33 protein-coding genes and 1 tRNA gene are annotated in these 26,444 nt (G+C 72.9%); 23 read left to right on the top strand and 11 right to left on the bottom strand.

What is annotated here, in order from left to right:
• Nucleotides 1-31 precede the first annotated feature (31 nt).
• Together ABD223_RS13935 and ABD223_RS13930 are read left to right on the top strand one after the other, a co-directional pair.
• Nucleotides 32-1,042 carry a permease gene (locus ABD223_RS13935; RefSeq protein ID WP_344036581.1) on the top strand — a complete coding sequence of 337 codons (1,011 nt, stop codon included), beginning with the start codon at nt 32-34 and terminating at the stop codon, nt 1,040-1,042.
• Nucleotides 1,039-1,770, top strand: coding sequence for a TIGR03943 family putative permease subunit (locus ABD223_RS13930; RefSeq protein WP_344036580.1), 732 nt, complete (start codon nt 1,039-1,041; stop codon nt 1,768-1,770). Before ABD223_RS13935 ends, ABD223_RS13930 begins: the two co-directional genes overlap by 4 nt.
• On the opposite strand, the gene ABD223_RS13925 is transcribed toward ABD223_RS13930, so the two are convergent.
• The 3 genes from ABD223_RS13925 to ABD223_RS13915 are packed head-to-tail and all read right to left on the bottom strand — an operon-like array spanning nt 1,758 to nt 2,899.
• Complete coding sequence (locus ABD223_RS13925; RefSeq protein WP_344036579.1) at nt 1,758-2,189, bottom strand: Fur family transcriptional regulator; 432 nt, start codon at nt 2,187-2,189, stop codon at nt 1,758-1,760. The two genes, ABD223_RS13930 and ABD223_RS13925, sit on opposite strands and share 13 nt — an antisense overlap.
• A complete protein-coding gene (locus tag ABD223_RS13920; protein ID WP_380645956.1) occupies nt 2,186-2,587 on the bottom strand; it encodes an ArsR/SmtB family transcription factor in 402 nt (133 codons plus the stop codon). The genes ABD223_RS13925 and ABD223_RS13920 overlap by 4 nt, the downstream gene beginning before the upstream one ends.
• Before the next feature lie 45 nt (nt 2,588-2,632).
• Entirely contained in the window at nt 2,633-2,899 is a 267-nt protein-coding gene (locus tag ABD223_RS13915; protein ID WP_344036578.1) for a hypothetical protein, read from the bottom strand.
• A gap of 17 nt (nt 2,900-2,916) precedes the next feature.
• On the opposite strand from ABD223_RS13915, the gene ABD223_RS13910 reads away from it, so the two are divergent.
• Complete coding sequence (locus ABD223_RS13910) at nt 2,917-3,297, top strand: antibiotic biosynthesis monooxygenase family protein (RefSeq protein WP_344036577.1); 381 nt, start codon at nt 2,917-2,919, stop codon at nt 3,295-3,297.
• A gap of 146 nt (nt 3,298-3,443) precedes the next feature.
• Entirely contained in the window at nt 3,444-4,829 is a 1,386-nt protein-coding gene (locus ABD223_RS13905; protein WP_344036576.1) for a glycine--tRNA ligase, read from the top strand.
• Here ABD223_RS13905 and ABD223_RS13900 read toward each other — a convergent pair.
• The gene (locus ABD223_RS13900) at nt 4,816-5,721 is read right to left on the bottom strand and encodes an AraC family transcriptional regulator (RefSeq protein WP_344036575.1); all 906 of its coding nucleotides are present in this window, start codon (nt 5,719-5,721) and stop codon (nt 4,816-4,818) included. The two genes, ABD223_RS13905 and ABD223_RS13900, sit on opposite strands and share 14 nt — an antisense overlap.
• Nucleotides 5,722-6,012: 291 nt before the next feature.
• Here ABD223_RS13900 and ABD223_RS13895 point away from each other — a divergent pair, with 291 nt between their 5' ends.
• The 3 genes from ABD223_RS13895 (at nt 6,013) to ABD223_RS13885 (ending at nt 9,073) form a co-directional block, all read left to right on the top strand.
• Nucleotides 6,013-6,435, top strand: coding sequence for an anthrone oxygenase family protein (locus ABD223_RS13895; protein ID WP_344036574.1), 423 nt, complete (start codon nt 6,013-6,015; stop codon nt 6,433-6,435).
• A 549-nt stretch (nt 6,436-6,984) separates the two neighbouring features.
• The gene (locus tag ABD223_RS13890) at nt 6,985-7,572 is read left to right on the top strand and encodes a carbonic anhydrase (RefSeq protein WP_380645952.1); all 588 of its coding nucleotides are present in this window, start codon (nt 6,985-6,987) and stop codon (nt 7,570-7,572) included.
• A 28-nt stretch (nt 7,573-7,600) separates the two neighbouring features.
• Complete coding sequence (locus ABD223_RS13885; protein WP_344036572.1) at nt 7,601-9,073, top strand: SulP family inorganic anion transporter; 1,473 nt, start codon at nt 7,601-7,603, stop codon at nt 9,071-9,073.
• 78 nt (nt 9,074-9,151) lie between these two features.
• On the opposite strand, the gene ABD223_RS13880 is transcribed toward ABD223_RS13885, so the two are convergent.
• A complete protein-coding gene (locus ABD223_RS13880) occupies nt 9,152-9,883 on the bottom strand; it encodes a Type 1 glutamine amidotransferase-like domain-containing protein (protein ID WP_344036571.1) in 732 nt (243 codons plus the stop codon).
• 56 nt (nt 9,884-9,939) lie between these two features.
• Between ABD223_RS13880 and ABD223_RS13875 the strand changes: the two genes are divergently transcribed.
• From ABD223_RS13875 to ABD223_RS13855, 5 genes are all read left to right on the top strand, one after another.
• Nucleotides 9,940-10,575, top strand: coding sequence for a YdcF family protein (locus ABD223_RS13875; RefSeq protein ID WP_344036912.1), 636 nt, complete (start codon nt 9,940-9,942; stop codon nt 10,573-10,575).
• An 81-nt stretch (nt 10,576-10,656) separates the two neighbouring features.
• On the top strand, nt 10,657-11,919 hold the full coding sequence (locus tag ABD223_RS13870) for a deoxyguanosinetriphosphate triphosphohydrolase (protein WP_344036570.1): 1,263 nt from the start codon (nt 10,657-10,659) through the stop codon (nt 11,917-11,919).
• Nucleotides 11,920-11,935: 16 nt separating this feature from the next.
• Nucleotides 11,936-12,142: a hypothetical protein gene (locus tag ABD223_RS13865; RefSeq protein ID WP_344036569.1), complete on the top strand. Its 207-nt coding sequence runs from the start codon at nt 11,936-11,938 to the stop codon at nt 12,140-12,142.
• Nucleotides 12,121-13,167, top strand: a complete 1,047-nt coding sequence (locus ABD223_RS13860) for a serpin family protein (RefSeq protein ID WP_344036567.1) — start codon at nt 12,121-12,123, stop codon at nt 13,165-13,167. The genes ABD223_RS13865 and ABD223_RS13860 overlap by 22 nt, the downstream gene beginning before the upstream one ends.
• 65 nt (nt 13,168-13,232) lie before the next feature.
• Nucleotides 13,233-13,799 carry a carboxymuconolactone decarboxylase family protein gene (locus ABD223_RS13855; protein WP_344036566.1) on the top strand — a complete coding sequence of 189 codons (567 nt, stop codon included), beginning with the start codon at nt 13,233-13,235 and terminating at the stop codon, nt 13,797-13,799.
• Between the two features lie 198 nt (nt 13,800-13,997).
• On the opposite strand, the gene ABD223_RS13850 is transcribed toward ABD223_RS13855, so the two are convergent.
• Entirely contained in the window at nt 13,998-14,900 is a 903-nt protein-coding gene (locus ABD223_RS13850; protein WP_344036565.1) for a sigma-70 family RNA polymerase sigma factor, read from the bottom strand.
• 34 nt (nt 14,901-14,934) lie between these two features.
• On the opposite strand from ABD223_RS13850, the gene dnaG reads away from it, so the two are divergent.
• The 3 genes from dnaG to ABD223_RS13835 are packed head-to-tail and all read left to right on the top strand — an operon-like array spanning nt 14,935 to nt 18,137.
• Complete coding sequence (gene dnaG, locus ABD223_RS13845) at nt 14,935-16,827, top strand: DNA primase (protein WP_344036564.1); 1,893 nt, start codon at nt 14,935-14,937, stop codon at nt 16,825-16,827.
• A complete protein-coding gene (locus tag ABD223_RS13840) occupies nt 16,824-17,348 on the top strand; it encodes a hypothetical protein (RefSeq protein WP_344036563.1) in 525 nt (174 codons plus the stop codon). The genes dnaG and ABD223_RS13840 overlap by 4 nt, the downstream gene beginning before the upstream one ends.
• 42 nt (nt 17,349-17,390) lie before the next feature.
• Nucleotides 17,391-18,137, top strand: a complete 747-nt coding sequence (locus tag ABD223_RS13835; RefSeq protein ID WP_344036911.1) for a trans-aconitate 2-methyltransferase — start codon at nt 17,391-17,393, stop codon at nt 18,135-18,137.
• A gap of 143 nt (nt 18,138-18,280) precedes the next feature.
• Here the strand turns inward: ABD223_RS13835 and ABD223_RS13830 are convergent, their stop codons facing one another.
• The gene (locus ABD223_RS13830; RefSeq protein ID WP_344036562.1) at nt 18,281-18,544 is read right to left on the bottom strand and encodes a hypothetical protein; all 264 of its coding nucleotides are present in this window, start codon (nt 18,542-18,544) and stop codon (nt 18,281-18,283) included.
• A gap of 133 nt (nt 18,545-18,677) precedes the next feature.
• Here ABD223_RS13830 and ABD223_RS13825 point away from each other — a divergent pair.
• Nucleotides 18,678-18,752 (top strand) — tRNA-Asn (locus ABD223_RS13825).
• A 106-nt stretch (nt 18,753-18,858) separates the two neighbouring features.
• On the opposite strand, the gene ABD223_RS13820 is transcribed toward ABD223_RS13825, so the two are convergent.
• From ABD223_RS13820 to ABD223_RS13805, 4 genes are all read right to left on the bottom strand, one after another.
• The gene (locus ABD223_RS13820) at nt 18,859-20,010 is read right to left on the bottom strand and encodes a hypothetical protein (RefSeq protein WP_344036561.1); all 1,152 of its coding nucleotides are present in this window, start codon (nt 20,008-20,010) and stop codon (nt 18,859-18,861) included.
• A 40-nt stretch (nt 20,011-20,050) separates the two neighbouring features.
• On the bottom strand, nt 20,051-20,491 hold the full coding sequence (locus ABD223_RS13815) for an ImmA/IrrE family metallo-endopeptidase (protein ID WP_344036560.1): 441 nt from the start codon (nt 20,489-20,491) through the stop codon (nt 20,051-20,053).
• 170 nt (nt 20,492-20,661) lie between these two features.
• A complete protein-coding gene (locus tag ABD223_RS13810) occupies nt 20,662-21,075 on the bottom strand; it encodes a hypothetical protein (protein WP_344036559.1) in 414 nt (137 codons plus the stop codon).
• A 44-nt stretch (nt 21,076-21,119) separates the two neighbouring features.
• Complete coding sequence (locus tag ABD223_RS13805) at nt 21,120-21,602, bottom strand: hypothetical protein (RefSeq protein WP_344036558.1); 483 nt, start codon at nt 21,600-21,602, stop codon at nt 21,120-21,122.
• A 195-nt stretch (nt 21,603-21,797) separates the two neighbouring features.
• Between ABD223_RS13805 and ABD223_RS13800 the strand changes: the two genes are divergently transcribed.
• The 7 genes from ABD223_RS13800 to ABD223_RS13770 all read left to right on the top strand — a co-directional run bounded on the left by ABD223_RS13800 (nt 21,798) and on the right by ABD223_RS13770 (nt 26,421).
• Nucleotides 21,798-22,400 (top strand): helix-turn-helix domain-containing protein, encoded by a 603-nt coding sequence (locus ABD223_RS13800; RefSeq protein WP_344036557.1) that lies wholly within the window; start codon nt 21,798-21,800, stop codon nt 22,398-22,400.
• A gap of 207 nt (nt 22,401-22,607) precedes the next feature.
• Nucleotides 22,608-22,826 carry a hypothetical protein gene (locus ABD223_RS13795; RefSeq protein WP_344036556.1) on the top strand — a complete coding sequence of 73 codons (219 nt, stop codon included), beginning with the start codon at nt 22,608-22,610 and terminating at the stop codon, nt 22,824-22,826.
• Nucleotides 22,827-23,019: 193 nt separating this feature from the next.
• Nucleotides 23,020-24,087 carry a YqaJ viral recombinase family nuclease gene (locus ABD223_RS13790; protein WP_344036555.1) on the top strand — a complete coding sequence of 356 codons (1,068 nt, stop codon included), beginning with the start codon at nt 23,020-23,022 and terminating at the stop codon, nt 24,085-24,087.
• A 9-nt stretch (nt 24,088-24,096) separates the two neighbouring features.
• Entirely contained in the window at nt 24,097-25,188 is a 1,092-nt protein-coding gene (locus ABD223_RS13785; protein WP_344036554.1) for a recombinase RecT, read from the top strand.
• Nucleotides 25,185-25,589 (top strand): hypothetical protein, encoded by a 405-nt coding sequence (locus tag ABD223_RS13780; protein WP_344036553.1) that lies wholly within the window; start codon nt 25,185-25,187, stop codon nt 25,587-25,589. The genes ABD223_RS13785 and ABD223_RS13780 overlap by 4 nt, the downstream gene beginning before the upstream one ends.
• The gene (locus ABD223_RS13775) at nt 25,586-25,972 is read left to right on the top strand and encodes a hypothetical protein (RefSeq protein ID WP_344036552.1); all 387 of its coding nucleotides are present in this window, start codon (nt 25,586-25,588) and stop codon (nt 25,970-25,972) included. The genes ABD223_RS13780 and ABD223_RS13775 overlap by 4 nt, the downstream gene beginning before the upstream one ends.
• Nucleotides 25,969-26,421, top strand: a complete 453-nt coding sequence (locus ABD223_RS13770; protein WP_344036551.1) for a hypothetical protein — start codon at nt 25,969-25,971, stop codon at nt 26,419-26,421. Before ABD223_RS13775 ends, ABD223_RS13770 begins: the two co-directional genes overlap by 4 nt.
• Nucleotides 26,422-26,444 lie beyond the last annotated feature (23 nt).

Here is a 26,444-nt window from a genome sequence, read left to right as displayed (position 1 = left end):
CGCGCGCGGGCGCTCTGGCATCATCACGAAAGTGACAATCACTGGCGAGATCCGCCAGCCGCGGCCGCGCCGCACCCCGCCCCGGTGGAGGGTCACCTCCCTGGAGGTGCTGTGCGGGGTGCTGGTGCTGGCGCTGCTGCTCCAGGACTGGCTGGTCGGCGTGCTGGACGTGCCGGTGCTGCGGACCGCCTCCACCGTGTTCGTCGCGGTGTGCGTGCAGGCCATGCCGTTCCTGGTGCTCGGCGTGCTGATCAGCGGCGCGATCGCGGCGTTCGTGCCGGCGAGCGCGCTGCGGCGGCTGCTGCCCCGCCGGACGGCCCTGGCCGTGCCCGTCGCGGGCCTGGCCGGCGTGGCCCTGCCGGGCTGCGAGTGCGCGTCCGTCCCGGTCTCGCGGCGGCTGATGCAGCAGGGCGTGCCGCCGGCCGTGGCGCTGTCGTTCCTGCTGGCCGCGCCCGCGGTGAACCCGGTGGTGCTGGTGTCCACGGCCGTGGCGTTCCGGGACGCGCCCGCGATGGTGCCCGCCCGGTTCGCCGGGTCCCTGCTGACCGCGATGGTCATGGGCTGGCTGTGGACGCGGTTCGGCAAGTCGGAGTGGATCGCCGAACGCGCGCTGCGCCGCCTGCCCGACCACGACGGCCGGTCCCGGTGGGCGGTGTTCGCCGAGACCGCGCGGCACGACCTGGTCAGCTCGGGCGGGTTCCTGGTGCTCGGCGGCGTGTTCGCGGCGGCGTTCAACGTGCTGGTGCCGCAGTCCTGGCTGGAGGCGCTGGGCGGTCAGCTGGTGCTGGCCGTGCTGGTGATGGCGCTGCTGGCGGTCGTGCTGGCGCTGTGCAGCGAGGCCGACGCGTTCGTCGCGGTCTCGATGACCGCGCTGCCGCTGCTGCCGCGGCTGGTGTTCCTGGTGGTCGGCCCGGCGGTCGACGTCAAGCTCATCGCGCTCCAGTCGGGCGCGTTCGGCAAGTCCTTCGCGACGCGCTTCGCCCCGGCCACGTTCGTGGTGGCGATCGCGTGCGCCCTGGCGGCGGGAGCGGTGTTCCTGTGAGGCGCGAGACCCAGAACATCCTGTTGGTCCTGCTCGGCGGCGCGCTGCTCAAGCTCGCGCTGACCGGCACCTACCTGCGCTACGTCAAGGAGTCGCTCCAGCCGTGGCTGGTGGTCACCGGCGCGGTCATGGTCGCGCTGGCGGTGGTCTCGATCGCCCGGGACATCCGCGACGGCCTGGGGCAGCCCCACGACGGGCAGCCCCACGACGGGCACGACGAGCACGACCACGGCTCGTCGCGCAGCCCGTGGATGCTGCTGCTGCCGGTGCTCGCGGTGTTCCTGATCAGCCCGCCCGCGCTGGGCGCGGACACCGTGAACCGCTCCAGCGTCAACGCGGCGCAGGAGGTCGAGGCGTCCGACGGGTTCGCGCCGCTGCCGCCCGACGAGGTCGTCCCGCTGACCATCGGCGAGTTCGTCACCCGCACCGCGTGGGACGACTCGGGCTCGCTGGACGACCGCACGGTCAAGCTGACCGGGTTCGTGGTCCGCCAGGACCCCGACGTGTTCATCGCCCGGCTGATGATCGGCTGCTGCGCCGCCGACGCCCGCCCGGTCAAGGCGCGGATGACGGGCCTCGACCTGAGCTCGCTGCCCGACGACCAGTGGGTGGAGGCCGTCGGGCGCGTCGTGCCGGGCTCGGCGAACAAGGAGAGCCGGTTCGTGCCGACGTTCACCGTCACGCAGGTCGTGCCCATCGCCGTGCCGGAGGACACCTACGAGGGCTGACCCGCCTTCTCGTTGCACGCCCGGCAGGTGCCGAAGATCTCCACGGTGTGGCTGACCTCGACGAACCCGTTCTCGGCGGCGACGCGGTCGGCCCACTTCTCCACGGCCGGGCCCTCCACCTCCACCGTGCGGCCGCAGTTGCGGCACACCAGGTGGTGGTGGTGATGGGCCGAGCAGCGGCGGTAGATCGCCTCGCCGGAATCGGTGCGCAGCACGTCCACCTCGCCGGCGTCGGCCAGCGACTGGAGCGTGCGGTAGACCGTGGTCAACCCGATGCCCTCGCCGCGTTTGCGCAGCTCTTCGTGCAGCTCCTGAGCGGAGCGGAACTCGCCGAGCGAGTCCAGCAGCTTGGACACGGCGGCCCGCTGCTTGGTGGAACGCAGCCCCGGTACCGAGGTCGGGCGCTCGCTAGTGGTCACATCTCCTCCGTCCGGGTGTTCCGGTCGGTCTCGTTGATACCACGCGGACCCTCGTCGACATGGGTCACCGCGTCGACCACGATGTGAGCCAGGTGCTCGTCGACGAGCCGGTAGACGACCTCGCGGCCGTGCCGCTCGCCGTGCACCACCCCCGCGGACTTGAGCACGCGCAGGTGCTGGCTGATCAACGGCTGGGCCACGCCCAGCGCCTCCACCAGCTCGTGGACGCACCGGTCGGCCTCGCGCAGCTGGAGCACGATCGCGATCCGCACCGGCGCGGCCAGCGCGCGCAGCAGCTCTCCCGCCGCCGACAGCGTGCGCGCGGGCAGCACGGGGGCGGGGTCGGGGACCACGCGCTCCGGGGAGTGCACGTGATCGCCCCGCACTCCGACCGTCACGGCGCCTCCCAGGTGGTATGGATTTTCACCACCAATAGTACGGCGCTAGACCACCGACACCGCGATGAACGCCAAAACCCCCAGGACCAGCAGCCTCAGCGCGCGGTCGCGGGGCCCCAGGAACCGCCAGGTCGCCGCCAGCAGGGCCGCCACGCCCAGCGCCAGCACGCCCAGCAGCGCCGCGCCGACCGCGCCCCGGAGCCACACCCCGAGCCCGAACAACGCCAGGACCAGCAGGAACACCGCGGGAGCGGGCACGCGGGACAGCGGCCCGGCGCCGGGGATCAGGGTCCGCTTGGAGTGACCAGCCACCGTGGCATCCTTGCACCGTGCTGCTCGTCTGCCGCTTCACCGTCCCGGAAGCCTCCGCCGAGGCGTTCACCGGGCGCGCCGACCGGGCCCTGTCGCTGCTGACCGCCCAGCCCGGCTGCCGGCGGGCCCAGCTGTCCCGCTCGACCGACGAGGCGGACCGGTACGTGCTGACCGCGGAGTTCGACTCGGTGGTCGCCTACCGCCGCGCGATGTCGCCGTTCGAGGTGCGCGAGCACGTGGTCCCGCTGCTGTCGGAGGCGATCGCCGACGAGCCCGCCGCCTACGAGCCGCTGCTGGTCGCGGCCGACGGCGCGGTGCGCCGGGAGACCAGCCTGCTGGCCCGGGACGCGGGCACCGTCCGCCTGGGCGAGGCCGCCGGACCCGCCACCCCGCGCTGAGCCCCGCCAGGCCCGCCACCCCGCGCCGGGCCCCGCCGCACCGGCCCCGTGACGCCTGCCCCGGTCGCTCGATGGGGGCGAGGTGACGAGGACTACCCTGACGACCCCGTATCGCATCCCTTACCTGCATTCCCGATGGAGTGTCCGTGGCAGCCGATCGCATCGAGACCGTCGTCAGCCTCTGCAAGCGCCGGGGGTTCGTGTACCCGTGCGGCGAGATCTACGGCGGCACAAGGTCGGCGTGGGACTACGGCCCGCTCGGCGTGGAGCTGAAGGACAACATCAAGCGCCAGTGGTGGAACACCGTGGTGCGCGGCCGCGACGACGTGGTCGGCCTCGACTCGTCGGTGATCCTGCCGCGCGAGGTGTGGGTCGCGTCCGGGCACGTCGAGGCGTTCGTCGATCCCCTGGTCGAGTGCAACTCCTGCCACAAGCGGTTCCGGCAGGACACCCTGGCCGAGGAGTACGCCGAGCGCACCGGCAAGCAGGTCGCCGAGGGCGACGTCAGCGACGTGCCGTGCCCGAACTGCGGCACCCGCGGGCAGTACACCGAGCCGAAGATGTTCAACGGCCTGCTCAAGACCCACCTCGGCCCGGTGGAGACCGACGAGGGCCTGCACTACCTGCGCCCGGAGACCGCGCAGGGCATCTTCACCAACTTCCTGAACGTGCAGACCACCTCGCGCCGCAAGCCGCCGTTCGGCATCGGCCAGATCGGCAAGAGCTTCCGCAACGAGATCACGCCGGGCAACTTCATCTTCCGGACCCGCGAGTTCGAGCAGATGGAGATGGAGTTCTTCGTCGAGCCGGGCACCGACGAGGAGTGGCACCAGTACTGGATCGACGAGCGCACCCGCTGGTACACCGACCTGGGCGTCTCCAAGGAGAACCTGCGGCACTACGAGCACCCGGCGGAGAAGCTGTCGCACTACTCGAAGCGGACCGTCGACATCGAGTACCGCTTCCGGTTCGGCGGGCAGGAGTGGGGCGAGCTGGAGGGCATCGCCAACCGCACCGACTTCGACCTGAACACGCACTCCAACCACTCGGGCGTCGACCTGTCGTACTTCGACCAGGCCACGAACTCGCGCTACCGCCCGTTCGTGATCGAGCCCGCGGCGGGCGTCGGCCGGCCGATGATGGCGTTCCTGCTGGAGGCCTACACCGAGGACGAGGCGCCCAACGCCAAGGGCGGCGTCGACAAGCGCGTCGTGCTGCGCCTGGACCGCAGGCTGGCCCCGGTGAAGGCGGCCGTGCTGCCGCTGTCGCGCAACGCCGACCTGTCGCCCAAGGCGCGCGACCTGGCCGCCGCGCTGCGCCGCCACTGGAACATCGAGTTCGACGACGCGGGCGCGATCGGCCGCCGCTACCGGCGCCAGGACGAGATCGGCACGCCGTTCTGCGTGACGGTGGACTTCGACTCGCTGACCGACCACGCCGTGACGGTGCGCGAGCGCGACACCATGTCGCAGGAGCGCGTGGCGATGGACCAGCTGGAGTCCTACCTGGCCGCCCGCCTCATCGGCGCCTGAACGCGCTGGGGCGCTCGCCCCGGACCCGCTTGAACGCCGAGCTGAGCGAGAAGGCGGTGCTGTAGCCGACCCGGCGGGCCACGGCGTCCAGCGTGGCGCCGGGCTCGCGCAGCAGGTCGGCGGCCAGCGACAGCCGCCACGAGGTCAGGTGGGCCATCGGCGGTTCGCCGACGAGTTCGGTGAACCGCCTGGCCAGCGCGGCCCGGGACACGCCGACCTCCCCGGCGAGGCCCGCGACCGTCCAGGGCCGCGCGGGCGCTTCGTGCAGCAGCCGCAGCGCCCGCCCGACCGCCGGGTCCAGGTGCGCCCGGTACCAGGACGACTCCTCGGCCAGGCGGGTGCGCAGCGCGGAGATCAGCAGCAGGTCCAGCAGGCGGTCGAGCACCGCCTGCTGGCCCGGCAGGTCCTTGGCGACCTCCTCGGCCAGCACCGGCACCAGCGCCTGCCCCGGCACCACGGCCACGTGCGGCAGCGCGGCCAGCAGCCGGCCGCCCACCTCGCCGTCGAACCGGTACGTGCCGCTGATCATGACCGCGGAGCCGTCGGGTTTCGCGCCCCACGTGCGCACGCCCTGGTCCCACGCCTCGCACAGCTCCTCGCCGCCGGGCGTGGTCGAGCGGTCGCCGGGGTGGATCACCGCCAGCGGCGCGGTGCCCGGGTCGTCGGCGACGGTGTAGTGCCCGGGGCCGCGCACCACGACGACGTCGCCCTCGCGGAAGGGGACCGGCGCGCCGGAGTCGGGCACCACCCACCCGTCGCCGCGCACCACCACCACGACCGACAGCGGGGCTCCGTCCTCGACCCGCACCGACCACGGCGGGTCGAGCACGGACCGCACCACGAACGCGCCGCGGGCCCTCGGCCCGTCCAGCAGCGCCGCCAACTCGTCCACGCGGCCCAGCGTAGGGAGCGCGGCGGGGTGGTGGTGCGCGATCGCGCGAGAGCGCCGCCCGGCGCCGGTGACCGCGAGGCCCGCGGAGGCGGCCGGCCAGGGCGGTCCGGCGGCGGTGGCTCGGCGGCTTCGCTGAGGGCTGGGCGGCGTGGCCGGGGGTCGGCCGGAGGGCCTGGCAGAGGGGTGCTCCGGTCGGCGTGGCCCGGTGGAGACGATCGCGTATGCGGCCCAGCGCGTGGACCATGGAGGACCCGTCACCGCTCCGCTTGACTGGCGGCCATGTTCCCCACGGTGACGATCCTCGCGGCCCTGGGCTGCGGCGCGGCAGGCGGCGTCTTCTTCGCGTTCTCGGCCATGGTCATGCCCGCCCTGCGCCGGGTCGCGCCGGCCGAGGGCGTGGCGGTCATGCGCGCCGTCAACGTCGTGGCGCTCAACCCCCCGTTCCTCGGGCTCTTCCTCGGCACCGCGGTCCTCTCGGCGCTCGCCGCCTTCGAGGGCGACCCGTGGGCCCGGGTGGGCGCGGGGCTGTACCTCCTGGGCGCCGTCGTGCTCACGGTCGCCTTCCACGTCCCGCGCAACCAGGAGCTGGAGCGCACGGCCACCCCGGAGCACTGGGCCCGCTTCCTGCGCGAGTGGGTGCCGGGGAACCACGTCCGCGCCCTCGCCTCGCTGGCGGCCGCTGCCGCGTTCATCGTGGCCAGCCTCCACCAGTAGTTACCCTAAGTTACATAACACCCTTTAGATGATCTGGGTCACAAACGTTCGGGTGAACGTCTCCCAAAACTGCACGAAGACGGTTCATCATTAACCATCGCGTCACTCCGTTTTGTGACACTTGATGCAGGATCAACTCATCGGGGGTGTCATGACGCGCGTTGTCGCAGCACTGATCGCATTGGTGCTCGTCGCCGTCTTCGCCCCGGCCCCCGTCGGGCCGACCGCCCTCGCGCGGGCGGTCCCGGTGGGCCACGGCGCGCCCGTGCCGACCGAGGAGGAGTGCCCGCGCGAACAACGCCAGGCGCTCGAATCGCGATCTTGGTCGCCCCGGTTTGCGCCGGCCAGGAATATGAAAAGGCCTTCATGTAGGGCCGGTGAGCCGATCACCCGGCGGTCCCGGGCGGGCGGCTCGCCGCGCCCGGACCGGGGCCGCGCCGAGCACCTCAGAACCTGGACGAGACCAGCCGCCCTCCAGGTGTTCCGGAACTGATCCACGCCCTTCCGCCGCCGATCGCACGACCGTCGACCGACGAGTGGGGAAATTCCGTGGAATTCCGACACCTGGTACAGCAAGCACGCACGCATTCACTGCGCAGGACCCCTGGAACGGGCCGCAGGCTCGCCGGCGGTCAATCGCCGACCGCCCTGTTCATCACGTGCGCCGACTCACGCATCGTGACCACCGCCATCACCGGCGCCGAGCCCGGCAACCTGTTCGAGCTGCGCACGGCGGGCAACGTCATCCCCGCCTACGACCCCGACTCCGCCTCCGGCGAGATCGCGACCATCGAGTTCGCGATCGTCCAGCTGGGCGTGTCGGAGGTCGTGGTCTGCGGCCACTCGCACTGCGGCGCCGTCGCGGCCCTCCACTCGGACCGCGCCGCGCTCGACCACCTGCCCAACATGAGGCGCTGGCTCGCGTCCCACGCCGGCTTCAGCCCGTGCGCGGAGCCCGACCGGGCCCTGCGCGCCGAGGGGCAGCGGCACGTGCTGGCCCAGCTGGCCGCGCTGCACGACTACCCGTTCGTGCGCGAGCGCGTCGACTCCGGGGCCGTGCGCCTGCACGGCTGGTTCTACGACATCGAGTCCGGCGAGGTCCTCGCCCACCGCGCCGACCTCTTCCAGCCGCTGTGAGCGGCCCACACGCCTTCGGAGCCTTCGAGTGAGCACGTACATCGCACGATCCGCCCCACCGGGGCGGACGACGAACTTCTGGCCCGACGTCGGCGCGTCGCTGGTGGTGTTCCTGGTGGCGCTCCCGCTGTGCGTGGGCGTCGCCGTCGCCTCCGGCGTGCCCGCCGAGCTGGGCATCATCACCGGTGTGGTGGGCGGCCTCGTGGTCGGCCTGCTGCCCGGCAGCACCATGCAGGTCAGCGGTCCCGCCGCGGGCCTGACCGTGCTGGTCGCCGACACCGTCGCGGCGCACGGCCCCCGCGCGCTCGGCCTGATCGTCCTGGGCGCGGGCCTGCTCCAGGTCGCCATGGGCCTGCTGCGCCTGGGCCGCTGGTTCCGCGCCATCTCGCCCGCCGTGGTGCAGGGCATGCTCGCCGGCATCGGCCTGGTGCTGGTGCTCGGCCAGCTCTACCCGCTCGCCGCGCGGGACCAGCCCGCGACCACCGGCGACAAGTTCGCCGGCCTGCCCGACCTGGTGGTGGCCGCGCTGACCACCCCGTCCGGCCTGAGCGGCGTGGCCGTCGGCGTGCTCACGCTCGTCGTCGCCTCGCTGTGGAAGCGGACGCCGTTCCGGGCGGTGCCCGGGATGCTGGTGGCCGCGGTGGCCGCCAGCGCGGTCGGCCTGCTGCTCCCGCTGCCGCGCATCTCGGTCGGCTCGCTGGGCGACGTGGTGTCGTTGGTGGACTTCTCGCTGCTCGACGCCGGCGTGCTGGGCGCGATGCTGACGTTCGCCCTCGTGGCGTCGGCGGAGAGCCTGTTCAGCGCGGCGGCGGTGGACCGGATGCACGACGGGCCGCGGACGAAGTACGACACCGAGCTGGTGGCGCAGGGCGTCGGCAACACCGTGTGCGGCGCGCTCGGCGCGCTGCCGATGACGGCGGTGATCGTGCGCAGCTCGGCGAACGTGGAGGCGGGCGCGCGCACCCGCCTGTCCCGCGTCCTGCACGGCGCGTGGCTGCTGCTGTTCGTCGTGCTGCTGCCGGGCGTGCTGGCCTACGTGCCGCTGGCGGTGCTGGCGGCGCTGCTGGTGCAGGCGGGCTGGAAGCTGCTGAACCCGGGCCAGGTGCGGGCGCTGTTCCGCACCGACCGCGCGGAGGCCGCCGTGCTCGTGCTCACCGCGGGCCTGATCGTGCTGACGGACCTGCTGACCGGCACGCTCGTCGGCCTGCTGGCCGCGGTGGTGAAGACGGCGTGGGACATGTCCCGCCTGTCGGTCACCGTCACCCAGCACGGCGAGGACCACCACCACGTCGCCGTGCGGGGCAACGCCACGTTCCTCAAGCTGCCCCGGCTGCTGGAGACCCTGGAGGCCCTGCCCGACGGGGAGGGGCGGCACGTGCGCGTGGACCTGACCGGCGTCCGCCACCTCGACCAGGCGTGCGGCCAGGCGATCGACCAGTGGGCCGAGCGGCGACAGGGCGTGGAGCTGATCCAACCGGTGTCCGCCGACCGGCCCGACTGAGGCCGGCCGACCGACCCGCTGAACCGACCCGGCGCGGGCCCGCCCCTCGCGCCGGGGACGGCCTCTCGGAGGCCCGTTTCACAACCGCCTGACGTCGAGCGGTTCCTCCTGCGCGGTTCCCGAAGGGTTGTCGCGCACGACCACGTAGGCCCCTCCGCCCGCCCGTTCGGACACCGCCTCCACCAGCTCCGCCCCGCGGTAGACGAGCCCGGCGCCGTCGTCGGTGCAGTGCGTCTCCGGCAGCACGCCGGACGCGACCGCCTCGTGGATCGCCGGCCGCCGCCGGGCCTCGCTGTCGTAGTGCACGCCGTTGCCGTAGGGCAGGAAGCCCAGGCCGTTGGTGACCACGCGCAGCTCCGGGCCGAACGAGTCCGTGGCGCCGCCGACGAACCAGCAGATCGATCCCGCCGACACGCCGCCCAGCACGACCCCGTCGAGCCACGCCGCCCGCAGCACGTCGCCGAGGCCGTGCACCTCCCACACGGCCAGCAGGTTGGCCACGGAGCCGCCGCCCACCCACACCACGTCGTGCTCGCCGACCCAGCCCCGGAGGTCGTCGGTCGGCGGCATGGTGAACAGGTTGAGGTGCGACACGTCCCAACCGGCCAGCTGCCCGGCCTCGGTGACGTTGGCGTGCCACCACCGCTGGTCGCCCGACGCCGTGCCGACGTGGCAGAGCCGGGGCCTGCGGCCGTGCACGCCGGACAGGTCGACGGCGTGGTGGACGAGCTCGTGGAACTCCAGGTCGGTGCGGTGGCCGACGCGGAAGCCGCCGGAGGTCGCGAGGATGGTGGGCTGGTCTGCTGCCATGGTCGCGATCCTGGCAGCGGGCGCCCACGAGCGCGTGTGGAATCATCGACCACGTGATGTTCCTGCCGTGGCTCCGCAGGCTGGTGACCCGCATCGTCCTCGGCACCCTCGTCGTGGGCTTCCTCGTCGTCGGGGGCACCGCCTTCCGCGTCTGGCAGGTGGCCCGCGAGGACGACCGCACGCACGCCGACATGGCCGTGGTGCTCGGCGCCGCGCAGTACAACGGCGTGCCCTCGGACGTCCTGGAGGCCCGCCTGGAGCACGCCCGGCGGCTCTACATGCAGGGCGTGGTCGGCTACATCGCCACCACGGGCGGCCGGCAGCCGGGCGACAACTACACCGAGGGCGAGGCCGGCCGGATCTGGCTGGAGGCGCACGACGTGCCGCCCGACCGCATCCTGGAGGTCGGCGAGGGCAGCGACACGCTGGGCAGCATCCGCGCCTTGGCCGCCGCCGCGCGGGAGAAGTCGCTGCGCACGGCCGTGATCGTGAGCGACCCGTGGCACTCGCTGCGCGCCCGCACCATGGCCGAGGACGAGGGCCTGGACGCCTGGACCTCGCCCACGCGCAGCGGCCCGAACGTGCAGACCCGCGCCACCCAGCTCTTCTACATCCGCCGCGAGACCGTGGGCCTGCTGTACTACCACCTGATGAAGGCGCCGGCGGGCGCGTTCGACGGCATCCTGCTCTGACGTTCCGAGGGCTCGGCCGCCGGGTGACCCCGACCCCGCCGCGAACGGGTGACACGCCCGGCGCTCGCCTACGCTGGGTGGATGCGCCAGGGCTACACCGAGCACGACGCGGCGCGGCTGGTCGAGGAGGAGCCCAAGCAGGCCGTGCTGCCGGGGGCCCGCCCGGAGCGCCGCTCGCCGTTCTCCCGGGACCGGGCGCGGGTGCTGCACTCGGCGGCCCTGCGGCGGCTGGCGGGCAAGACCCAGGTCGTCGGGCCGAACGAGGGCGCCGAGGTGACCGGTGTGCCGCGGACCAGGCTCACGCACTCGCTGGAGGTGGCGCAGATCGGGCGCGGCATCGGCGAGGAGCTGGGCTGCGACCCCGACCTCGTGGACACCGCGGGCCTCGCGCACGACATCGGCCACCCGCCGTTCGGGCACAACGGTGAGCGCGCGCTCGACGAGCTGGCCGGCCCGTGCGGCGGTTTCGAGGGCAACGCCCAGACCCTGCGCATCCTGACCCGCCTGGAGCCCAAGACCGAGCACGGCCTCAACCTCACCCGCGCGTGCCTGGACGCCGCCACCAAGTACCCGTGGCCGCGGCGGCCCGGCGTGGCGAAGTTCGGCGCCTACGAGGACGACCTGCCGGTGTTCACCTGGCTCCGCGAGGGCGCGCCCGACCACCGGCGGTGCCTGGAGGCCCAGGTCATGGACTGGGCCGACGACGTGGCCTACTCCGTGCACGACGTGGAGGACGGCGTGCTGGCGCACCGCATCCGGCTGGCCGCGCTGGGCGACCCGACCGAGCGGGCCGCGATCGCCGAGCTGGCCGCCAAGCACTTCTGCGACGAGCCGGTCTCCACCCTGGAGGCCACGGCCGCCGAGCTGATGCGGCTGCCGGTCATCGCCGACCTGGCCGAGTACGACGGCTCGCTGCGCGCCCAGGTCGCCCTCAAGCGCCTGACCAGCGAGCTGGTCGGCCGGTTCGCCTCGGCGGCCGTCGGCGGCACCCGCCGCGAGCACGGCGACGGCCCGCTGACCCGCTACCGGGCCGACCTGGTCGTGCCGCCGCGCGCGCAGGCCGAGGTGGCGCTGCTCAAGGCGGTCGCGGTGCGGTACGTGATGAGCGACCCGTCCCGGCTGGCCATGCAGGCCCGCCAGCGGGAGCTGGTCGCCGAGCTGGCGGACCTGCTGCTGCGCCGCGCGCCGGACTCGCTCGACCCCGCGTTCCACCCCGCCTGGGCCGCCGCGGGCGACGACGCGACGCGGCTGCGGGTGGTGGTCGACCAGGTCGCCACCCTCACCGACGCCCAGGCCGTGGGGTGGCACCGTGCGCTGAACGGCCCATCGGGGCGGCACGACTAGTGCCACACTCGACCGCATGGGCACACGAGGGCGCAAAGCGGTGCGCGTCGCCCGGGAGTTGGCGTACCGCGGGACGGGCGACGACCCCGACGACGGCTCCGCCGGGGTGCGCGAACCACGCCGACCACGGCCGCTCGGGCCGAGCGGCGGCGCGGGGGAGCGTCCCCCGCCGGAAGACCCGATCACCAGCGAGGAGACCCAGTGCCTGATCGAGCGCACCTGACGTTCGCCCTCACCCTGCACGACGCCGTGGCGCCCGACCGCACGCAGAACGCCTGCTGGTCCCCGTACTCGGTGGCCAGTGCCCTGGGCATGACCGCCCGCGCCGCCCGCGGCGCGACCGGGGCCGAGCTGGTGGGCCTGCTCGGCGAGGGCAACGCCGAGCTGGTCAAGGCCTCCCGCGTCGAGGGCGACGCCGAGTTCGCCGTGGCCAACACCCTGTGGGCCGCCGACGAGCTGCCGCTGGAGGAGGGCTTCCTGGCCGACCTCGCGGACTGGCCCGGCGCCCGGGCCCGCTCCGCGCCGTTCAGCCACGACCCCGAGGGCGCCCGCGAGCTGATCAACGCCGACGTGGCCGACACCACCCACGGGCTGGTCCCCGAGCTGCTGTCACCCGGCTCGATCAAGCCCGACACCGCCGCCACCCTGGTCAACGCGCTGTACCTGAAGTGCGCCTGGGCCGAGGAGTTCCCCGAGCACGACACCTCCGACCAGCCGTTCCGCGGCGCGGGCGAGGTGGCGACCATGCGCCGCACGGGCCGGATGCGCTACGCCCGGCGCGCCGGGTGGCAGGCCGTCGGCGTGCCCGCGCGCGGCGGCGTGGAGGCGGTCGTGCTGCTGCCCGACGACGAGCTGGGCGGCACGGGTGGCGTGCCCGAGGTGCTGGACGCCCTGGAGCACGACCGCGTCGAGCTGCACCTGCCCCGGCTCGACCTCGACGTGAACACCTCGCTGGCCGACGCGCTGCGCCAGGTGGGCGTGCGGACCCTGTTCACCCGCGAGGCCGACCTGGGCGGCCTGAGCCCCGACCCGAGGCTGCGCGTGGACGACGTCATCCACGAGGCCGTGCTGCGGCTGGACGAGCAGGGCTTCGAGGGCGCCGCGGCGACCGCCGTGATCATGCGGATGACCTCGTTCATCCCGGACGAGCCCGCCCGGGAGGTCCGGGTCGACCGCCCGCACCTGCTGCTGGTCCGGCACGCGACGACGGGCGCGATCTACTTCTTCGCCCAGGTGGTCCAGCCGTAGCCGTCACGTTCGCCCGCGCCGCCTCGTCCACCGGGTGTCGAGGTCGGCGGAACGAGGAGGAAGACGTGCCCAGGATCCCGGTCGTCACAACCGCGCGGGCGAAGCCGCTGGTCAAGCTCGCCTACCGGATCAGCAGGCGCAGGTTCGGCGCGGTGCCCGAGCCCGTGGCCGTGACCGCGAACCACCCGGGGCTGATGGTGGCGGGCGCCCGGCACGAGCTGGGCGTGGGGAAGGCGGCCAAGGTGCTGCCGGTGTCGCTGCGCGAGCTGGTCGTCTACGCCACGGCGGTCCGACTCGCCTGCTCGTGGTGCGTGGACTTCGGCACCATGCTGATCAAGCACGAGGGGCTGGACGTCGACCGGCTCAAGGAGGTGCGCGACTACGCGGCCTCCGACCGGTACACCGAGGTGGAGAAGCTGGCGCTGGCCTACGCCGACGCGATGACCGACACGCCCGTCACCGCCACCGACGAGCAGGTCGCCGAGCTGGAGCGGCGGCTGGGGCGCGCGGGGGTGGTCGAGCTGACCTACCTGATCGCGCTGGAGAACCACCGGGCCCGGTTCAACTCGGCGCTGGGCATCGTCGACCAGGGCTTCACCTCGGGCGAGGCGTGCCGGGCGCCCCTGCCCTGACGCCCCAGCCCTGACGCCCCTGCCCTTGCCCCCGCAGACCCGGTGCCGCCCCCAGTGACGGCACCGGGACAGCGGGGGCGGCGGTGCCTCGGCCGCACGACGGTGTGCGGCCGGTCGTGGTCACGCTAGGGGCGTCACCGGCGGTCCCCTGTCGGTCGAACGACCCCGAAGCGCCCGAAGCGCCCGCCTTCGAACACCTCAGCCGTCGAAGCGCACGTGGCGCAGCTTGTCGGGGTTCACCACGTCGTACACCGCGGCGACCAGGCCGTCGCGCACCGCGAACGAGCTCACCCGCGCGCCGAGGTCGGGCCGGGGGGCGAACAGCAGGCCCAGGTCGCCGTTGACCAGCACCGGCCGGCCCGCGCCCGCCAGGTCCCCGCCGTACTTGCGCAGCAGGCCCAGCAGGAAGCGCGCCACCTTCTCGCGCCCGCTGACCGCGTTGATCGCGGTCCTGGCCTTGCCGCCGCCGTCGCCGAGGACCGCCGCGTCCGGGTGCAGCAGGCCGACCACCGCGTCCACGTCGCCGGACGCCAGCGCCGCCAGGAACCGCTCCAGCACCTCGCGCTGCTCGTCCAGGGCGATCCGGGGCGGCGGCTCGGCCTCGGCGGCCGCCCGCCTGCCGCGCGAGGCGAACTGGCGCGCCGTGGCGACCGCCACGCCCAGCACGTCGGCGATCTCCGCGAACGGCACGCCGAACGCGTCGTGCAGCACGAACGCCACCCGTTGCTCGGGCGTGAGCCGGTCCAGCACCACCAGCGCCGCCATCCGCACGCCGTCGTCGCGCACCACCGCGTCCAGCGGGTCGTCCTCGCCGGAGGTGACCAGCGGCTCGGGCAGCCACTGGCCCACGTACCGCTCGCGCCGCACGGCCGCCGACCGCAGCCGGTCCAGGCAGATCCGGCCCACCACCGTGGTCAGCCAGGCCCGCAGGTCCCGGATGCCGGCGCGGGCCCGGTCGTCGAGCCCGGCGAGCCGCAGCCACGCCTCCTGCACCGCGTCCTCGGCGTCCGCGACGCTGCCGGTGAGCCGGTAGGCCACCCCCACCAGGTGCGAGCGGTGGCCGGTGAACGTCTCGACCAGGGGCTGCTCGGCGGCGGTCATGGGCTCCAGTCAACCAGCACTAGACTCGGCTGCTGTGGCAGGACGCATCCGGGAGAGCGACATCGCGCTGGTCCGTGACCGGAGCCGGATCGACGACGTCGTGGGCGACCACGTGTCGCTGCGCGGCGCCGGCGGCGGCGCGCTGAAGGGCCTGTGCCCGTTCCACGACGAGAAGTCGCCGTCGTTCAACGTCCGCCCCTCGCACGGCACGTTCCACTGCTTCGGCTGCGGCGAGGGCGGCGACGTCATCGCGTTCGTGATGAAGATCGAGCACCTCGGGTTCGTCGAGGCGGTCGAGCGGCTGGCCGACCGGGCGGGCGTCCAGCTCACCTACGAGGGCGGCGGCGCGACGATCCAGCGCGACCGCGGCACCCGCAGCAGGCTCATCGAGGCCCACCGGGCCGCCGCCGAGTTCTACGCCGAGCAGCTCGCCACGCCGGACGCCATGCCCGCGCGCGAGTTCCTGGCGCAACGCGGCTTCGACGAGAACGCCGCCCGCCAGTTCGGCTGCGGCTTCGCGCCCGCGGGCTGGGACCGGCTCACCAAGCACCTGCTCGGCCGCGGTTTCGAGCTGACCGAGCTGATCAAGGCCCAGCTGAGCAAGGAGGGCCGCCAGGGCCCGATCGACCGGTTCCACCGGCGGCTGCTGTGGCCGATCAAGGACCTCGGCGGCGACGTGGTCGGGTTCGGCGCGCGCCGGATCTTCGACGACGACCAGATCCAGGCCAAGTACCTGAACACCAGCGAGAGCATGATCTACAAGAAGTCGCACGTGCTGTTCGGGCTGGACCAGGCCAAGCGGGAGATCGCCAAGCGGCGGCAGGCCGTGGTGGTCGAGGGCTACACCGACGTGATGGCCATGCACCTGGCGGGCGTGCCCACCGCGGTGGCGTCCTGCGGCACGGCGTTCGGCGGCGACCACCTGAACGTGCTGCGCCGCCTGCTCATCGACGACTCGCTCAACGGCGAGGTGATCTTCACCTTCGACGGCGACTCGGCGGGGCAGAAGGCGGCGCTCAAGGCGTTCGAGGGCGAGCAGCAGTTCACCGCGCAGACCTACATCGCGGTGGCGCCGGACGGCATGGACCCGTGCGACCTGCGGCAGGCCAAGGGCGACGTGGCCGTGCGGGACCTGGTGGCCAGGCGCACGCCGCTGTTCGAGTTCGCCATCCGCACCAGGCTCAAGGACTACGACCTGGACTCGGTGGACGGCCGCGTCGAGGCGCTCAAGGCCATGGTCCCGTTCGTGGCCCAGATCAAGGACCGCGCCAAGCGCGACGGCTACGCCACGCGCCTGGCGTGGTGGGTGGGCTGGGACGACGAGGCCGCCGTGGTCCGGCGGGTCCGGGAGACCGCGAGCGGCAAGGCCCCCGCGCCCGCGCGCCGCCGCCCGGTCGACCCGGACCAGGGCGCGCTGCCGGTGGACGTGGACGGCCCGACCAGGCCGAACCCGCGCGACCCGGTGCTGCTCCAGGAGCGGGAGGCGGTCAAGGCGGCGCTCCAGCTGCCGGAGATGGCGGGCCCGTACTACGACTCGGTGCCCGACGAGGCGTTCACCAACCCGGCCTACCTGGAGCTGCACCAGGGCATCCGCAAGGCGGGCGGCGCGTCCTCGGGGCTGGCCGGCCCGCAGTACTTCGAGGCGGTGTCGCAGTGCTGCCCGCACCAGTCGGTGCGGTCGCTGCTGACCGAGCTGTCGGTCGAGCCGCTGCGGGTGAAGACCAACGACGAGTACCGCTACGTGCAGGGCGTGCTGGCGGGGTTGCAGAAGTCGCTGGTGGCCAAGCAGATCGCGGACATCAAGTCGCGGCTGCGGCGGGTCTCGCCGATCGAGGAGCCCGACGAGTACCGGCACCTGTTCGGCGACCTCGTCGCGTTGGAGGAGTACCACAAGGCGCTGGGCGAGCAGGCGGTGGGCGGGCTGTGAGGGAAGTGCTGCGGAGGCTGTTCGGCTCGGGCGCGCCCAAGGGGTTCGCCGGCGGGCTGGAGCCGGACGAGAACGTGCTGGCGTCCGCGCCGGCGGGGTCGTCGTGGCTGGTCGCGACCACGCACGGGCTGTGGCTGCCGGACTCGGGCGCCGGCGTGCGCCGGGTCGGGTGGCACCTGGTCAGCAAGGCGACGTGGAGCGGGAACGTGCTGTCGGTCGTCGAGGCGGTCGAGGACGGCGCGGCCGGCGAGGCGGTCGTGCTGCGCGACCTGGTGCCGCTGCGGTTCCCGCTGGAGTCGCCGGGCAAGGTGCCCCAGGTCGTGCACGAGCGGGTCACCGGGTCGATCAAGTCGCGGCACCGGAACGAGTCGCCGGGGGCGTGGTTCCTCCAGCGCAAGGTGACCGGGCGCGACGGCGTGGTGCTCCAGGTGCGGCCGGACCCGGACGCGGACGTGGAGGCGCTGCGGGGGATCGCGGCGTCGGTGGCGGCCAAGATCGCGGCGCTGCGGACCGAGCCCTAGCGGCGTACGCTAGCAGTACAGTTGTACTGCTTGGGGGTGCGCATGTGGGACCCGGTCCGGTACCTGGCGTTCGCCGACCACCGGTCGCGACCGTTCCACGAGCTGGTGGCGCGGGTCGGCGCGACCTCGCCGCGCCGGGTGGTCGACCTGGGGTGCGGGCCCGGGAACCTGACGGCGACGTTGGCCGAGCGGTGGCCGTCGGCGGTGGTGGAGGCGCTGGACTCGTCGCCGGAGATGGTGGCGGCGGCGCGGGCGCGGGGCGTGGCCGCGAGGGTGGCGGACGTCGCCTCGTGGCAGCCCGGTCCCGACGTCGACGTGGTGGTGTCCAACGCGGTGCTCCAGTGGGTGCCGGGGCACGAGGAGCTGCTGCGCGGGTGGGTGCGCGCGCTGCCGTCGGGCGCGTGGCTCGCGGTGCAGGTGCCGGGCAACTTCGCCGGGCCGTCGCACCGACTGGTGCGGGAGCTGGTGGACGAGCGTTGGCCGGGCCTGAGTGGGCTGCTGCGCGAGTCGCCGGTGCTGGACCCCTCCGGGTACGCGGAGGTGCTGTCCGGGGCCGCTGTGGACGCGTGGGAGACGACGTACCTCCAGCGGCTGGAGGGTGAGGACGCCGTGCTGGAGTGGATCACCGGGACGGCGCTGCGCCCGATCCGCGCCGCGCTGGACGACGCCGGGTGGGAGGAGTTCCGGGCCGCGCTGGCGCCCCGCCTGCGAGACGCCTACCCGCCGCGGGCGGACGGCACGGCGTGGTTCCCGTTCCGCCGGGTGTTCGCGGTGGCACGGGTGCCGTGAGCGGCGGCCGTCTTGGTCGCCGGGCGCCCTGACCGCCTCGACTGCCCCCGACCGCCCCGAGCACGACGTGGCCGCCCCCTCGCGGCATGAGGGGGCGACCACGTCTTTCGAGCTCGCTCCGGTTCCCGGGGTTGCTCCGACCCTCAGTTGGTGCGCGGGATGACCGGGTCGCGCCGGTAACCGTTGGTGTCGGCGCCCGGGGTCCGCGTCACCCGCGTCGCCTGGGTCGTCCGACGACCGAACCCGGTCTTCTCGCCCACCTTGGCCCGCACGACCCCGGCCGCGCCCTGGACCGCCGGGTGTTCGGCCAGGGAGCGGTAGAGCCGCGCGATCTGGTCGTACCGGTGGCGGCCGGCGCGCGCGCCGAGCACGTAGCCGACGGCCGCACCGAACAGGATGCCCTTCATCAGGTCTTCTCCTCCCATCGTGCCTGATCACGCCCCTTCTCATCCCGTTGGGAGGGGGTGTGCACGAGCACTCTTCCGGATGCTCTATAGTTGTGTCCTGTCAGGCCGTGAGGCCTGGCGCACAACTGAACAATCCCCCATAGCTCAACGGCAGAGCATTCGACTGTTAATCGAAGGGTTACTGGTTCGAATCCAGTTGGGGGAGCCAGCGGACGCGGAGCCCCAGGTCACAGGCCTGGGGCTCCGCCGCGTCGAGGCCCCGCACGGTCTACTAGTCCAAGAACTGTCCACTTTGCGGGCCGCCTTCCAGCCGGTCAGTACACCTCCTCCAGAGCGGCCGCCGCGATGCCGTTGGTCGATCTGGGTGGGATGTAGTGGCGTTCCGCCACGCTGCGTGTGTTCCCCAGCTGGTCGGCCACCACACCTACGCCGAGCCCGGCCTCGTCGAGTACCGCGGCCACCGTCTTGCGCCACACGTGGCTGGTGACCCAGTCGTAGCCGCACCCGGTGAACGCCTCGCGCAGCCGGTGGATCAGCGTCACCGGGTCCTGCCAGCCTCCCCGGAAGCCGGCGAACATCGGGCCCTCGCCCGCGGCCATCCGCCGGCGGCGCCACATCGGCACGGACCACTCGGGCACCACCAGGGTGAGCGCCTTGCGGTTGGCGTCGTTGCCGCCCTTGCGGTACTCCTCGCGGACCAGGCCGACGCCTTCCTCGCGGATGATGTGGGCCGCGACGCGCACGGTGTGTGTCGCCGGATCGAACGCCGTCCCCTGCAATGCGGCGAGCTCGCCGATGCGTACTCCGGTCGCCAGCATCGCGTCCATCAATTCCGGAAGGTCGAGCCACACCCGTCCACGCGCCCCCTTGGAGCGCCCCGTCTTGTCGACCTGCTGCGCCTGCGCGAACTCGACCAGTTTTTCCCGGAGGTCGCGGCGCTGCTGCCTGGTCATCGACACGACTTCCTTGCCGGAAGAGCGGCGACGGCGTTTCGCACTGCGGATCGGATTGACGTCCATGATCTCGTTCTGCACGGCGAAACCGCAGAGCAGGGACAGGACGGCTCTAATACTGGCCCCCACACTGGGGTCTTTTTCGTGCGCCTTCTGGATGAGGGAGTCCATTCGTCGGAGTTTGAATTCGCGAATGGTGAGATGGCCCAGTGCCGGGCGGATCCAGTTCTTCACGTAGCTCTTGTACTGGCGCAGGCTGTTCTTCGACATTTCGCCGAGCGCGGTTTCCTGCTCGACGTATTCCAGCCACAGGTCGATCAGCTTGTTGACCCGGCTGTCCTTGCTCAGCAGCGCGTCCCGGGACTGCTCGGCCGCCTCCTGGGCACCCTCCTGCCAGGCCTCCTCGGCTGCGGTCTTGGTGTCGCCGGTGCGGCGCACCCGGACCAGGTGTCCGTCCCGGTCGGTCACGCGCCCGTCGGCCAGCCACCGCTTGCCCACCCGCTTGACGCTCATCTTCCCGTGGTGGCCGGGCGGTCTCGGTCTGCGAGGCATCTCAGGCGGTCCCTTCGTCGGTGGTCGGCTCGGCGCGGGCGGCCGCCTCGCGCTCCTGGCGGGTCAGTGTGATCGCGAGACGGACGGTGGCCTCGTCGACCTGGAGCTCGGCCGCGAGCCGGTCCGGCTTGGCCGCTTCGAGGATCGACGGCAGTACCTCGTCCGGCACGAGGAGCCGTGCGGTCTCCTCGGTGACGCGCTGTTCCTCGGCGCGCTCGTCGCCGATGTCCCCCGGTCCGCGCTCGAAGTGCACGAGCTCGTGCGCGAGCGTGTGCACGAACTGGGGGAAGTCGCAGGTCCGGTCCACGGTGATGGTGTTGGTGCCGAACTCGATGTCGCCTAACTCGTTGGGTGCGGCGACCCCACGACGGATCACCACGTCGGTCTGATGGTCGAGGCAGTCGAAGAGGAGTCGCAGCACTGCGCTGTGAGCGGCGGTCATGGCGCAACAGCTTGCGCCACGCGGCCTGGAATGCGGGGCGACCGGCCCAACCTACTCGCAGGTAACCACACCGACGGATCAAATTGAGACGGCGACCGTATCCTAGCTGCTACTCCATGTGGGTTACCCCTATGTGGTGATCCCATGGCAACGGCACCAGTGCGCCCGCCTCATTCGGAGTGATCCGGGCGTCGTCGTGCCGCACGCGTCACTCGTCCGCGTGGTTGATCGTCCCCGCCAGTGTCCAGGGGTAGTACCTCAGCGTCACCGCGATAGTGCGGAAGGTCGCGGCCGGATGCCTTGGCGGTGTCCTCCGCGTCCTGGGCGGCCACCAGCGCCCAGCCCACGCTGATGAGCAGACGGCGTCGGGCGGCCGACAGGCGCGCGAACGCCGGCGGCAGGACGATGGGCCTGGGGATCTCCCCTGCCAGGCCCGCCATCCTGCGGAGCTCCTCCAGTGAGGCGGGCACGTGCTCGGCGATCCGCGCGAGCGTCTCCTCCTCCGGCACCGCCAGTCCCTTCACTGCCCGGCGGGCCGTCTCGAAGACCAGGTCGCACTGGCGGGCGAAGGCGGCGATGCTCATGTCGCGATCGTCCAGGTAGGACTGGAGGTAGTCGCTGAGCCGGCTCACGACTGGGGGTCGGGGCGGCGACGGGCCGCCCGCTTGACCCGGCCCCGGTCGGAAGCGGCTGGCGCGGTCCCGGCGACGTGCAGCTCGACCGGCGCCGCCTCCTCCTGTCGGCTGCGTGCATCGAGGAGGGCGTCCGCTACGTCGAGGAGCACCTGCCGCTCGCGTGCGGTGAGCTGGTCCCATCGCCGAGGGGGTGTGAACGCTCCCAGGCGGGGGCGTTGCCCGGCGGCGGCGAGCACCTCGGAGGCCGGCACGTCCAGGGCCATGGCCAGGGCGTCCACGGTGCTGTCGGTGATGCGGGTGCGGGTGCCTTCCCAGATCCGCCTGAAAGTTTCGCGGCCGGCCTGGCCGTTGCAGCGCAGCCACACGGCGTGCACCGACAGGCCGTCGGGTTCGCCGACCTTCTCGCCCAGTTCGCGCTGGCGCCTGCGGAACAGCTGCTGAAGCGTCTCTTGCCCACGCTCGTCGATCTCGGACACGGCTCGCCGGCCCCCGTTTCTCGCGTCAGCCCCACCCGGCCGATCGCGTGCCACCCACCCAGAGTTGCTCAGGTCGCCCTAAGTATCCCGGTGGGGCAACCCCCTGCCCGCTGACGGTTGTACTAGAGCCAATCCGTTGCTACCGTCTCGCGAGCAAGTGGTAATCCAGTGCCCCGACTGGCAGAAGGTATCCGCATGATCGACACCGCTGACGACGCGGTCGCCGAACCGCCGTTCGTCAAACTCAAGAGCAACGACGCCCTCCGCGCCGCGCGCCGCGCGGCGCACCTCACCCAGGTTCAGTTGGCCAAGTCCGCCCAGGTCAGCCAGCAGTACATCTCGCACCTGGAGACCGGGTACGACGAGGACTGCACTGCCGAGACCGCCACGCGTATCGCGGCCGCACTCAACGCGCCCTTGGAGGACCTCTTCGCCCCCCGCGCAGGTCGCTACGCGCTTCCACGTACCACCTCCACGCGAGGAAGTGGCAACGCGAGGGAGGGTTCCGGTGCTGCCGGCACCGGATCGACCGCAGGCGCGACGGTTCCCGAGGTCCCGGTCGACGTGATCGAGCTGCGCCGGCGCGCGTCGGCGGAGTACCCCGACGGCGACCCGCGGCTCGCCTGGAGCATCGGGGAGGTCGCCGCGCTGCTGCGCCTGCCCAAGCGCACCGTCTACGCCATGCGCGCGGCCGGTGAGCTCGGCGCGATCAAGGCGGGCAAGCACTACCGCGTCCCCGACCCCGAGTTGGTCCGGCTGCTGAAGACCGGCGCGGCGCGGACCACCTCCGCGGCGTGACCCGGCTGTCCAAGCCGCCGCGTCTGCGCGCGTGGCTGACCACTCGACTCGCGCACCGGCGCATCGTCCTGGTGCCCGAGGCGGGTGTCCGGCTGCCGCGTTCCGCCCCGAAGGGGGCTACCCGCAAGTAACAAAAAGGGGCCGCCCGCACCACCCCCGAGCCACCGGGAGCGATCGAGCGGCCCACGCACAGGAGAGAGAGCTCCCGTGATGTTCCCGCAACAGACTCCCACACCTAAGGGCGACGGCGCGACCACCGGCCGTCACCGTCCGAACGCGGCGACCAGGGTCCACGTCGGCTGCCTGATCAAGGTCTGGCCGGCCCCCGCTGGTCGGGCCGGCAAGCACACCCGGCCCGACCAGCCGGCGAGCGGACCCGCCGGCACCGGCGACGTGACCAACGCCACGTCCGGTGGCGCCTGGTGAACCGCGTTCCACCGCTAACGCCAACGCACGTCACCTGCAACCACTGCAACCGCCCCGACATCGTCGTCGACCGGCTCACCGGGCTGCGGATGCCCCACGGCATCCGCCCCCGACACCGGGGCAAGCCCAGGCACGTGCCCCGATGCGAGGGCAGCGGCAAGCACCACACCTCCCAGCCCGCGGGGAGGTCGTGATGGCCGCACCTGCGATGCCCCACCAGGGCGTGGTCGTGCCGGGCGTCGACCCGGCCGACGCCACCCAGATCCTGCCGCCCGGCGCGGACCGGCGGGTGTGGCGCGCGATGCGCCGCACCGGCCTGGGTGGGTCGGACATCTCCGCGCTGCTGGGGATGAGTGGCTACCGCGCGCCGATCCACCTCTGGGAGGACAAGACCGGCGCGATCCCGCTACTGGACGTGCCGCCCTCCGAAGCCGCCGAGATGGGCGAACTTCTCGAACCCGTGGTCCGCGACCGGTTCGCCCGCGTGCACGGATTCGAGGTCCGGCTTGCCGGAATGCTGCGCAGCTCGCGCTGGCCGTGGGCGTTCGCCAACCCCGACGGATGGGTCGACGACGGCAGCGGCGTGCTCACCGGCTACGAGGGCAAGACCTGCGATAAGGACCTCGGTCCGGAGTGGGGCACCGACCGGGCACCGCTCGTGCCGGACCACGCCGAGCTGCAGGCCCAGTGGGGCATGGCCGTCACCGGGGCCCATGGCTGGTGGGTTGCCGCCCTGATCGGCGGCAACCGCAACGTCTACCGCTACCTGCACCGCGACGAGCACCTGATCGCCGACCTCGTGTCCATCACCGGGCACTGGTGGCGCGCCCACGTGCTCGACGGCGTCGAGCCCGAGCCGGACGGCTCCCGGGCCTGGACCACCTACCTCCGGCGGAAGTTCGCCGTCGCCGAGCCCGGCAGCGTCGTCCAGCTGAGCGCCGAGGACGGAGCCGCGATCCAACGGGAGCGCCGCGAGGCGCTGCTCGCCGAGCGGCACTCCAAGCAGGGACACGAGTCGGTGAAGAACCGCGTCCGCCGACTGCTCGGCAACGCCGAACGTCTCGTCGGCCTGGGCGGCCAGCAGATCGCGACCTACAAGCACACCTCCCGGTTCCGCCACAAGGCGTTCGCCGAGGCAGAGCCGGACCTCTACCAGCAGTACCTCACGACCGTCGAGGCCACCGACGTGGAGCGCCTCAAGCGGGACCACCCCGACATCTACCGCGCGTACTGCGTGCGCGAACTCCGCTTCACCGACTGAGGGGACGTCATGGGAACTGGACTGAAGGCGCGCGTCGGCAAGTACGCCGACAACATCCGAGTGCTGGACCCGGCCGCGTTCGACGCACCGCTCGCCGCGCCGGCCGACAAGCCGAGCGAGCCGCTGCCCGAGAAGACGCTGATCGAGCACCTGCGCGGCAACCGCGACATGTTCGCCGAGGTGGCGCCCGACGGCTTCGAGCTGGAGGCGATGCTGAAGGAGGCGGAGGCCGCGCTGCTGGGCAGCGACAAGCTACGCAAGTGCGACCACCTCTCGCTGCTCGGCGCGGTGATGAGCGCCGCGCAGCTCGGTCTCCGGATCGGTGACGAGTTCGGCCACGCGTGGCTGGAGCCGATCTGGCAGCCGCACTACGCCCACACCACCGACGGCAAGTGGACGGGACACTTCCGGGCCCGGCTGATCGTGGGCTACCGGGGGATGATCGCGCTGGCCGAGAGCCACCCGAAGATCTCGACGGTCATCGGTGTGCAGGTCGGCGCGCGGGAAGAGTTCAAGCTCAAGCGAGGGCTGAAGAAGGACAAGCTCAAGCACACGCTCCACACGGGACCGGGCACGCGCGGGGACGCCGTCGCCTACTACGCGCTCGCCCGCTACACCGACGGCTCGACGAAGTTCTGGCACTTCACCCGCGCCGAGGCTGAGGAGCACCGCGACAAGTTTGCCAGCCAGCGCCGGTTCAACGAGAAGACCGGCGAGTGGCGAGTGGTCGGCCCGTGGAAGAAGCACTTCGACGCCATGGCCATCAAGACCTGCATCCGGATGCTGGCCAAGCAGCTGCCCACCTCCTCGGCGCTGGCGGCGGCGATCGCGGTGGACGGCGGCGTGCGGGTTGACCTTGGCAAGGACGGCATCCACCACGCCGACCGGCCCGAGACGTTGAACTCGAACGCGCCCAGCCCCGACCACGAGGGCGGGCATGGCGACGGTCTGGCGTGGTCCCCGGAGTGCGAGTACTGCGTCGACGACGTCGACGGCGAGAAACACTTCGAGCAGCACGCCACCGCCGCGCCGGTGGACGGGTGCGCGTACTGCGAACAGGAGGCCGCCTGGCGCGGCCTGCCGACCGGGAGCCCGGCGTGACCGGGACGCTGGTCCCGACGGGGGTGGTCACCGCGTGCTGCGGTGGCCACCGCCCCGCCCCGGGCGAGGCGTCGAGCTGCCCGTGCTGCGCCGAGTGCGTCACCAACGCCGACGTGCAGGCGCGGCCCGTCGACGTACGGGCCGAGCAGGCGCGGGCCGATCGCGAGCGGCTCGCCGCCTGGTGGCCCGCCGCGCGGGCCACCGCCCGGTACGCGCAGCAGCTGCTGGTGCACGGCGCGATCGAGGACCAGGTGCGCCCGTTGGCCGAGGCGGTCCGGCACGCGATCGCGCTCCCGCCCCAGCCGGTGCGCCCAGAGCTGCCGGAGTTGGAGGCCGCGTGCCTGCGCGAGCAGTTGCGCGGTGCGTTGTGGCCGGGGTTCACCGGGGCAGTGCCGGCATGAACGTCGGCAAGGCACGCGGGCTGGTCTACGCCCGGTCGGCCGGCTTCACGAACCTGCCGCGCCGGTGCGAGATCCAGCTCTTCGGGGTGTGCACCGGGCAGCCGGTGCACTGGCACCACCGGCTGCGAGACGGTCAGGGAGGGCTGTGGACCCCGTCCAACGGCCTGGACCTGTGCGCGGCCTGCCACGAGGCGATCACCAACACCCGCGGCAACCGGGCGCTGTACCTGCGGCGCGGCTGGATCATCGACTCTCACGACGAGCGCCCGCCCGCCAAGGTGCAGACGCTCATCCACACCGTGTCGATGGGCCACGCCTGGGTGTGGCTGGACGACACCGGCGCGTTCAGCCCGGCCCCCGAGCCTGAGGACGAGGCGGCATGAACCGCCCGCTGCCGCCTCCACACGAGGACGAGATCCTCCGGGCGATCGCCGACGGCATCCCGCACCACGAGCTGGTGCGCATGGGCGAGTGGACGGAGGACGACGTCGCGGTCACCCTGGCCCGCCACGACCTGGTGGTGACGCCGGGCGGCTCGATCGTCCGCGCGTCCTTCTCCGTGCCGGACCTGGTGCTGCTGGCCGACAGCTCGGCCAGCCCGCACGTCCGGCGCGCCGCGACCCGGGCCAACCAGGCGCTGATCGCCCTGGCAGCCCTGCTGGGCCGTGAGCACGCGGGTGAGCGGGTTGACGCCGTGCGTCGCGAGCAGAAGGCCGCGGTCGTCGAGTGGCTGGCGCTCCTGCAGGACCTCCGACTGCGCGGCGAGGCCGAGTTGCGGCGCCTCAAGCAGCCCATCCCGCGCACACGCAGGGCACCACACCAAGCGGGCTAGCGCCCGTGCACAACAGGAAGGAG

The sequence above is a fragment of the Saccharothrix xinjiangensis genome (assembly GCF_039527585.1).
Lineage (GTDB): Bacteria > Actinomycetota > Actinomycetes > Mycobacteriales > Pseudonocardiaceae > Actinosynnema > Actinosynnema xinjiangensis.
The sequence above is the reverse complement of the archived record's forward strand: the minus strand, read 5'-3'. Positions and strand labels throughout refer to the sequence as shown.

Coding starts and splice junctions, on each gene's coding strand:
- ABD223_RS13775 (WP_344036552.1), top strand. CDS start 25,586: ATGAACGTCGGCAAGGCACGCGGGCTGGTCTACGCCCGGTCGGCCGGC.
- ABD223_RS13810 (WP_344036559.1), bottom strand. CDS start 21,075: ATGAGCATCGCCGCCTTCGCCCGCCAGTGCGACCTGGTCTTCGAGACG.
- ABD223_RS13800 (WP_344036557.1), top strand. CDS start 21,798: ATGATCGACACCGCTGACGACGCGGTCGCCGAACCGCCGTTCGTCAAA.
- ABD223_RS13770 (WP_344036551.1), top strand. CDS start 25,969: ATGAACCGCCCGCTGCCGCCTCCACACGAGGACGAGATCCTCCGGGCG.
- ABD223_RS13880 (WP_344036571.1), bottom strand. CDS start 9,883: ATGGCAGCAGACCAGCCCACCATCCTCGCGACCTCCGGCGGCTTCCGC.
- ABD223_RS13785 (WP_344036554.1), top strand. CDS start 24,097: ATGGGAACTGGACTGAAGGCGCGCGTCGGCAAGTACGCCGACAACATC.
- ABD223_RS13790 (WP_344036555.1), top strand. CDS start 23,020: ATGGCCGCACCTGCGATGCCCCACCAGGGCGTGGTCGTGCCGGGCGTC.
- ABD223_RS13865 (WP_344036569.1), top strand. CDS start 11,936: ATGGGCACACGAGGGCGCAAAGCGGTGCGCGTCGCCCGGGAGTTGGCG.
- ABD223_RS13815 (WP_344036560.1), bottom strand. CDS start 20,491: ATGACCGCCGCTCACAGCGCAGTGCTGCGACTCCTCTTCGACTGCCTC.
- ABD223_RS13820 (WP_344036561.1), bottom strand. CDS start 20,010: ATGAGCGTCAAGCGGGTGGGCAAGCGGTGGCTGGCCGACGGGCGCGTG.
- ABD223_RS13835 (WP_344036911.1), top strand. CDS start 17,391: ATGTGGGACCCGGTCCGGTACCTGGCGTTCGCCGACCACCGGTCGCGA.
- ABD223_RS13830 (WP_344036562.1), bottom strand. CDS start 18,544: ATGAAGGGCATCCTGTTCGGTGCGGCCGTCGGCTACGTGCTCGGCGCG.
- ABD223_RS13850 (WP_344036565.1), bottom strand. CDS start 14,900: ATGACCGCCGCCGAGCAGCCCCTGGTCGAGACGTTCACCGGCCACCGC.
- ABD223_RS13875 (WP_344036912.1), top strand. CDS start 9,940: ATGTTCCTGCCGTGGCTCCGCAGGCTGGTGACCCGCATCGTCCTCGGC.
- ABD223_RS13870 (WP_344036570.1), top strand. CDS start 10,657: ATGCGCCAGGGCTACACCGAGCACGACGCGGCGCGGCTGGTCGAGGAG.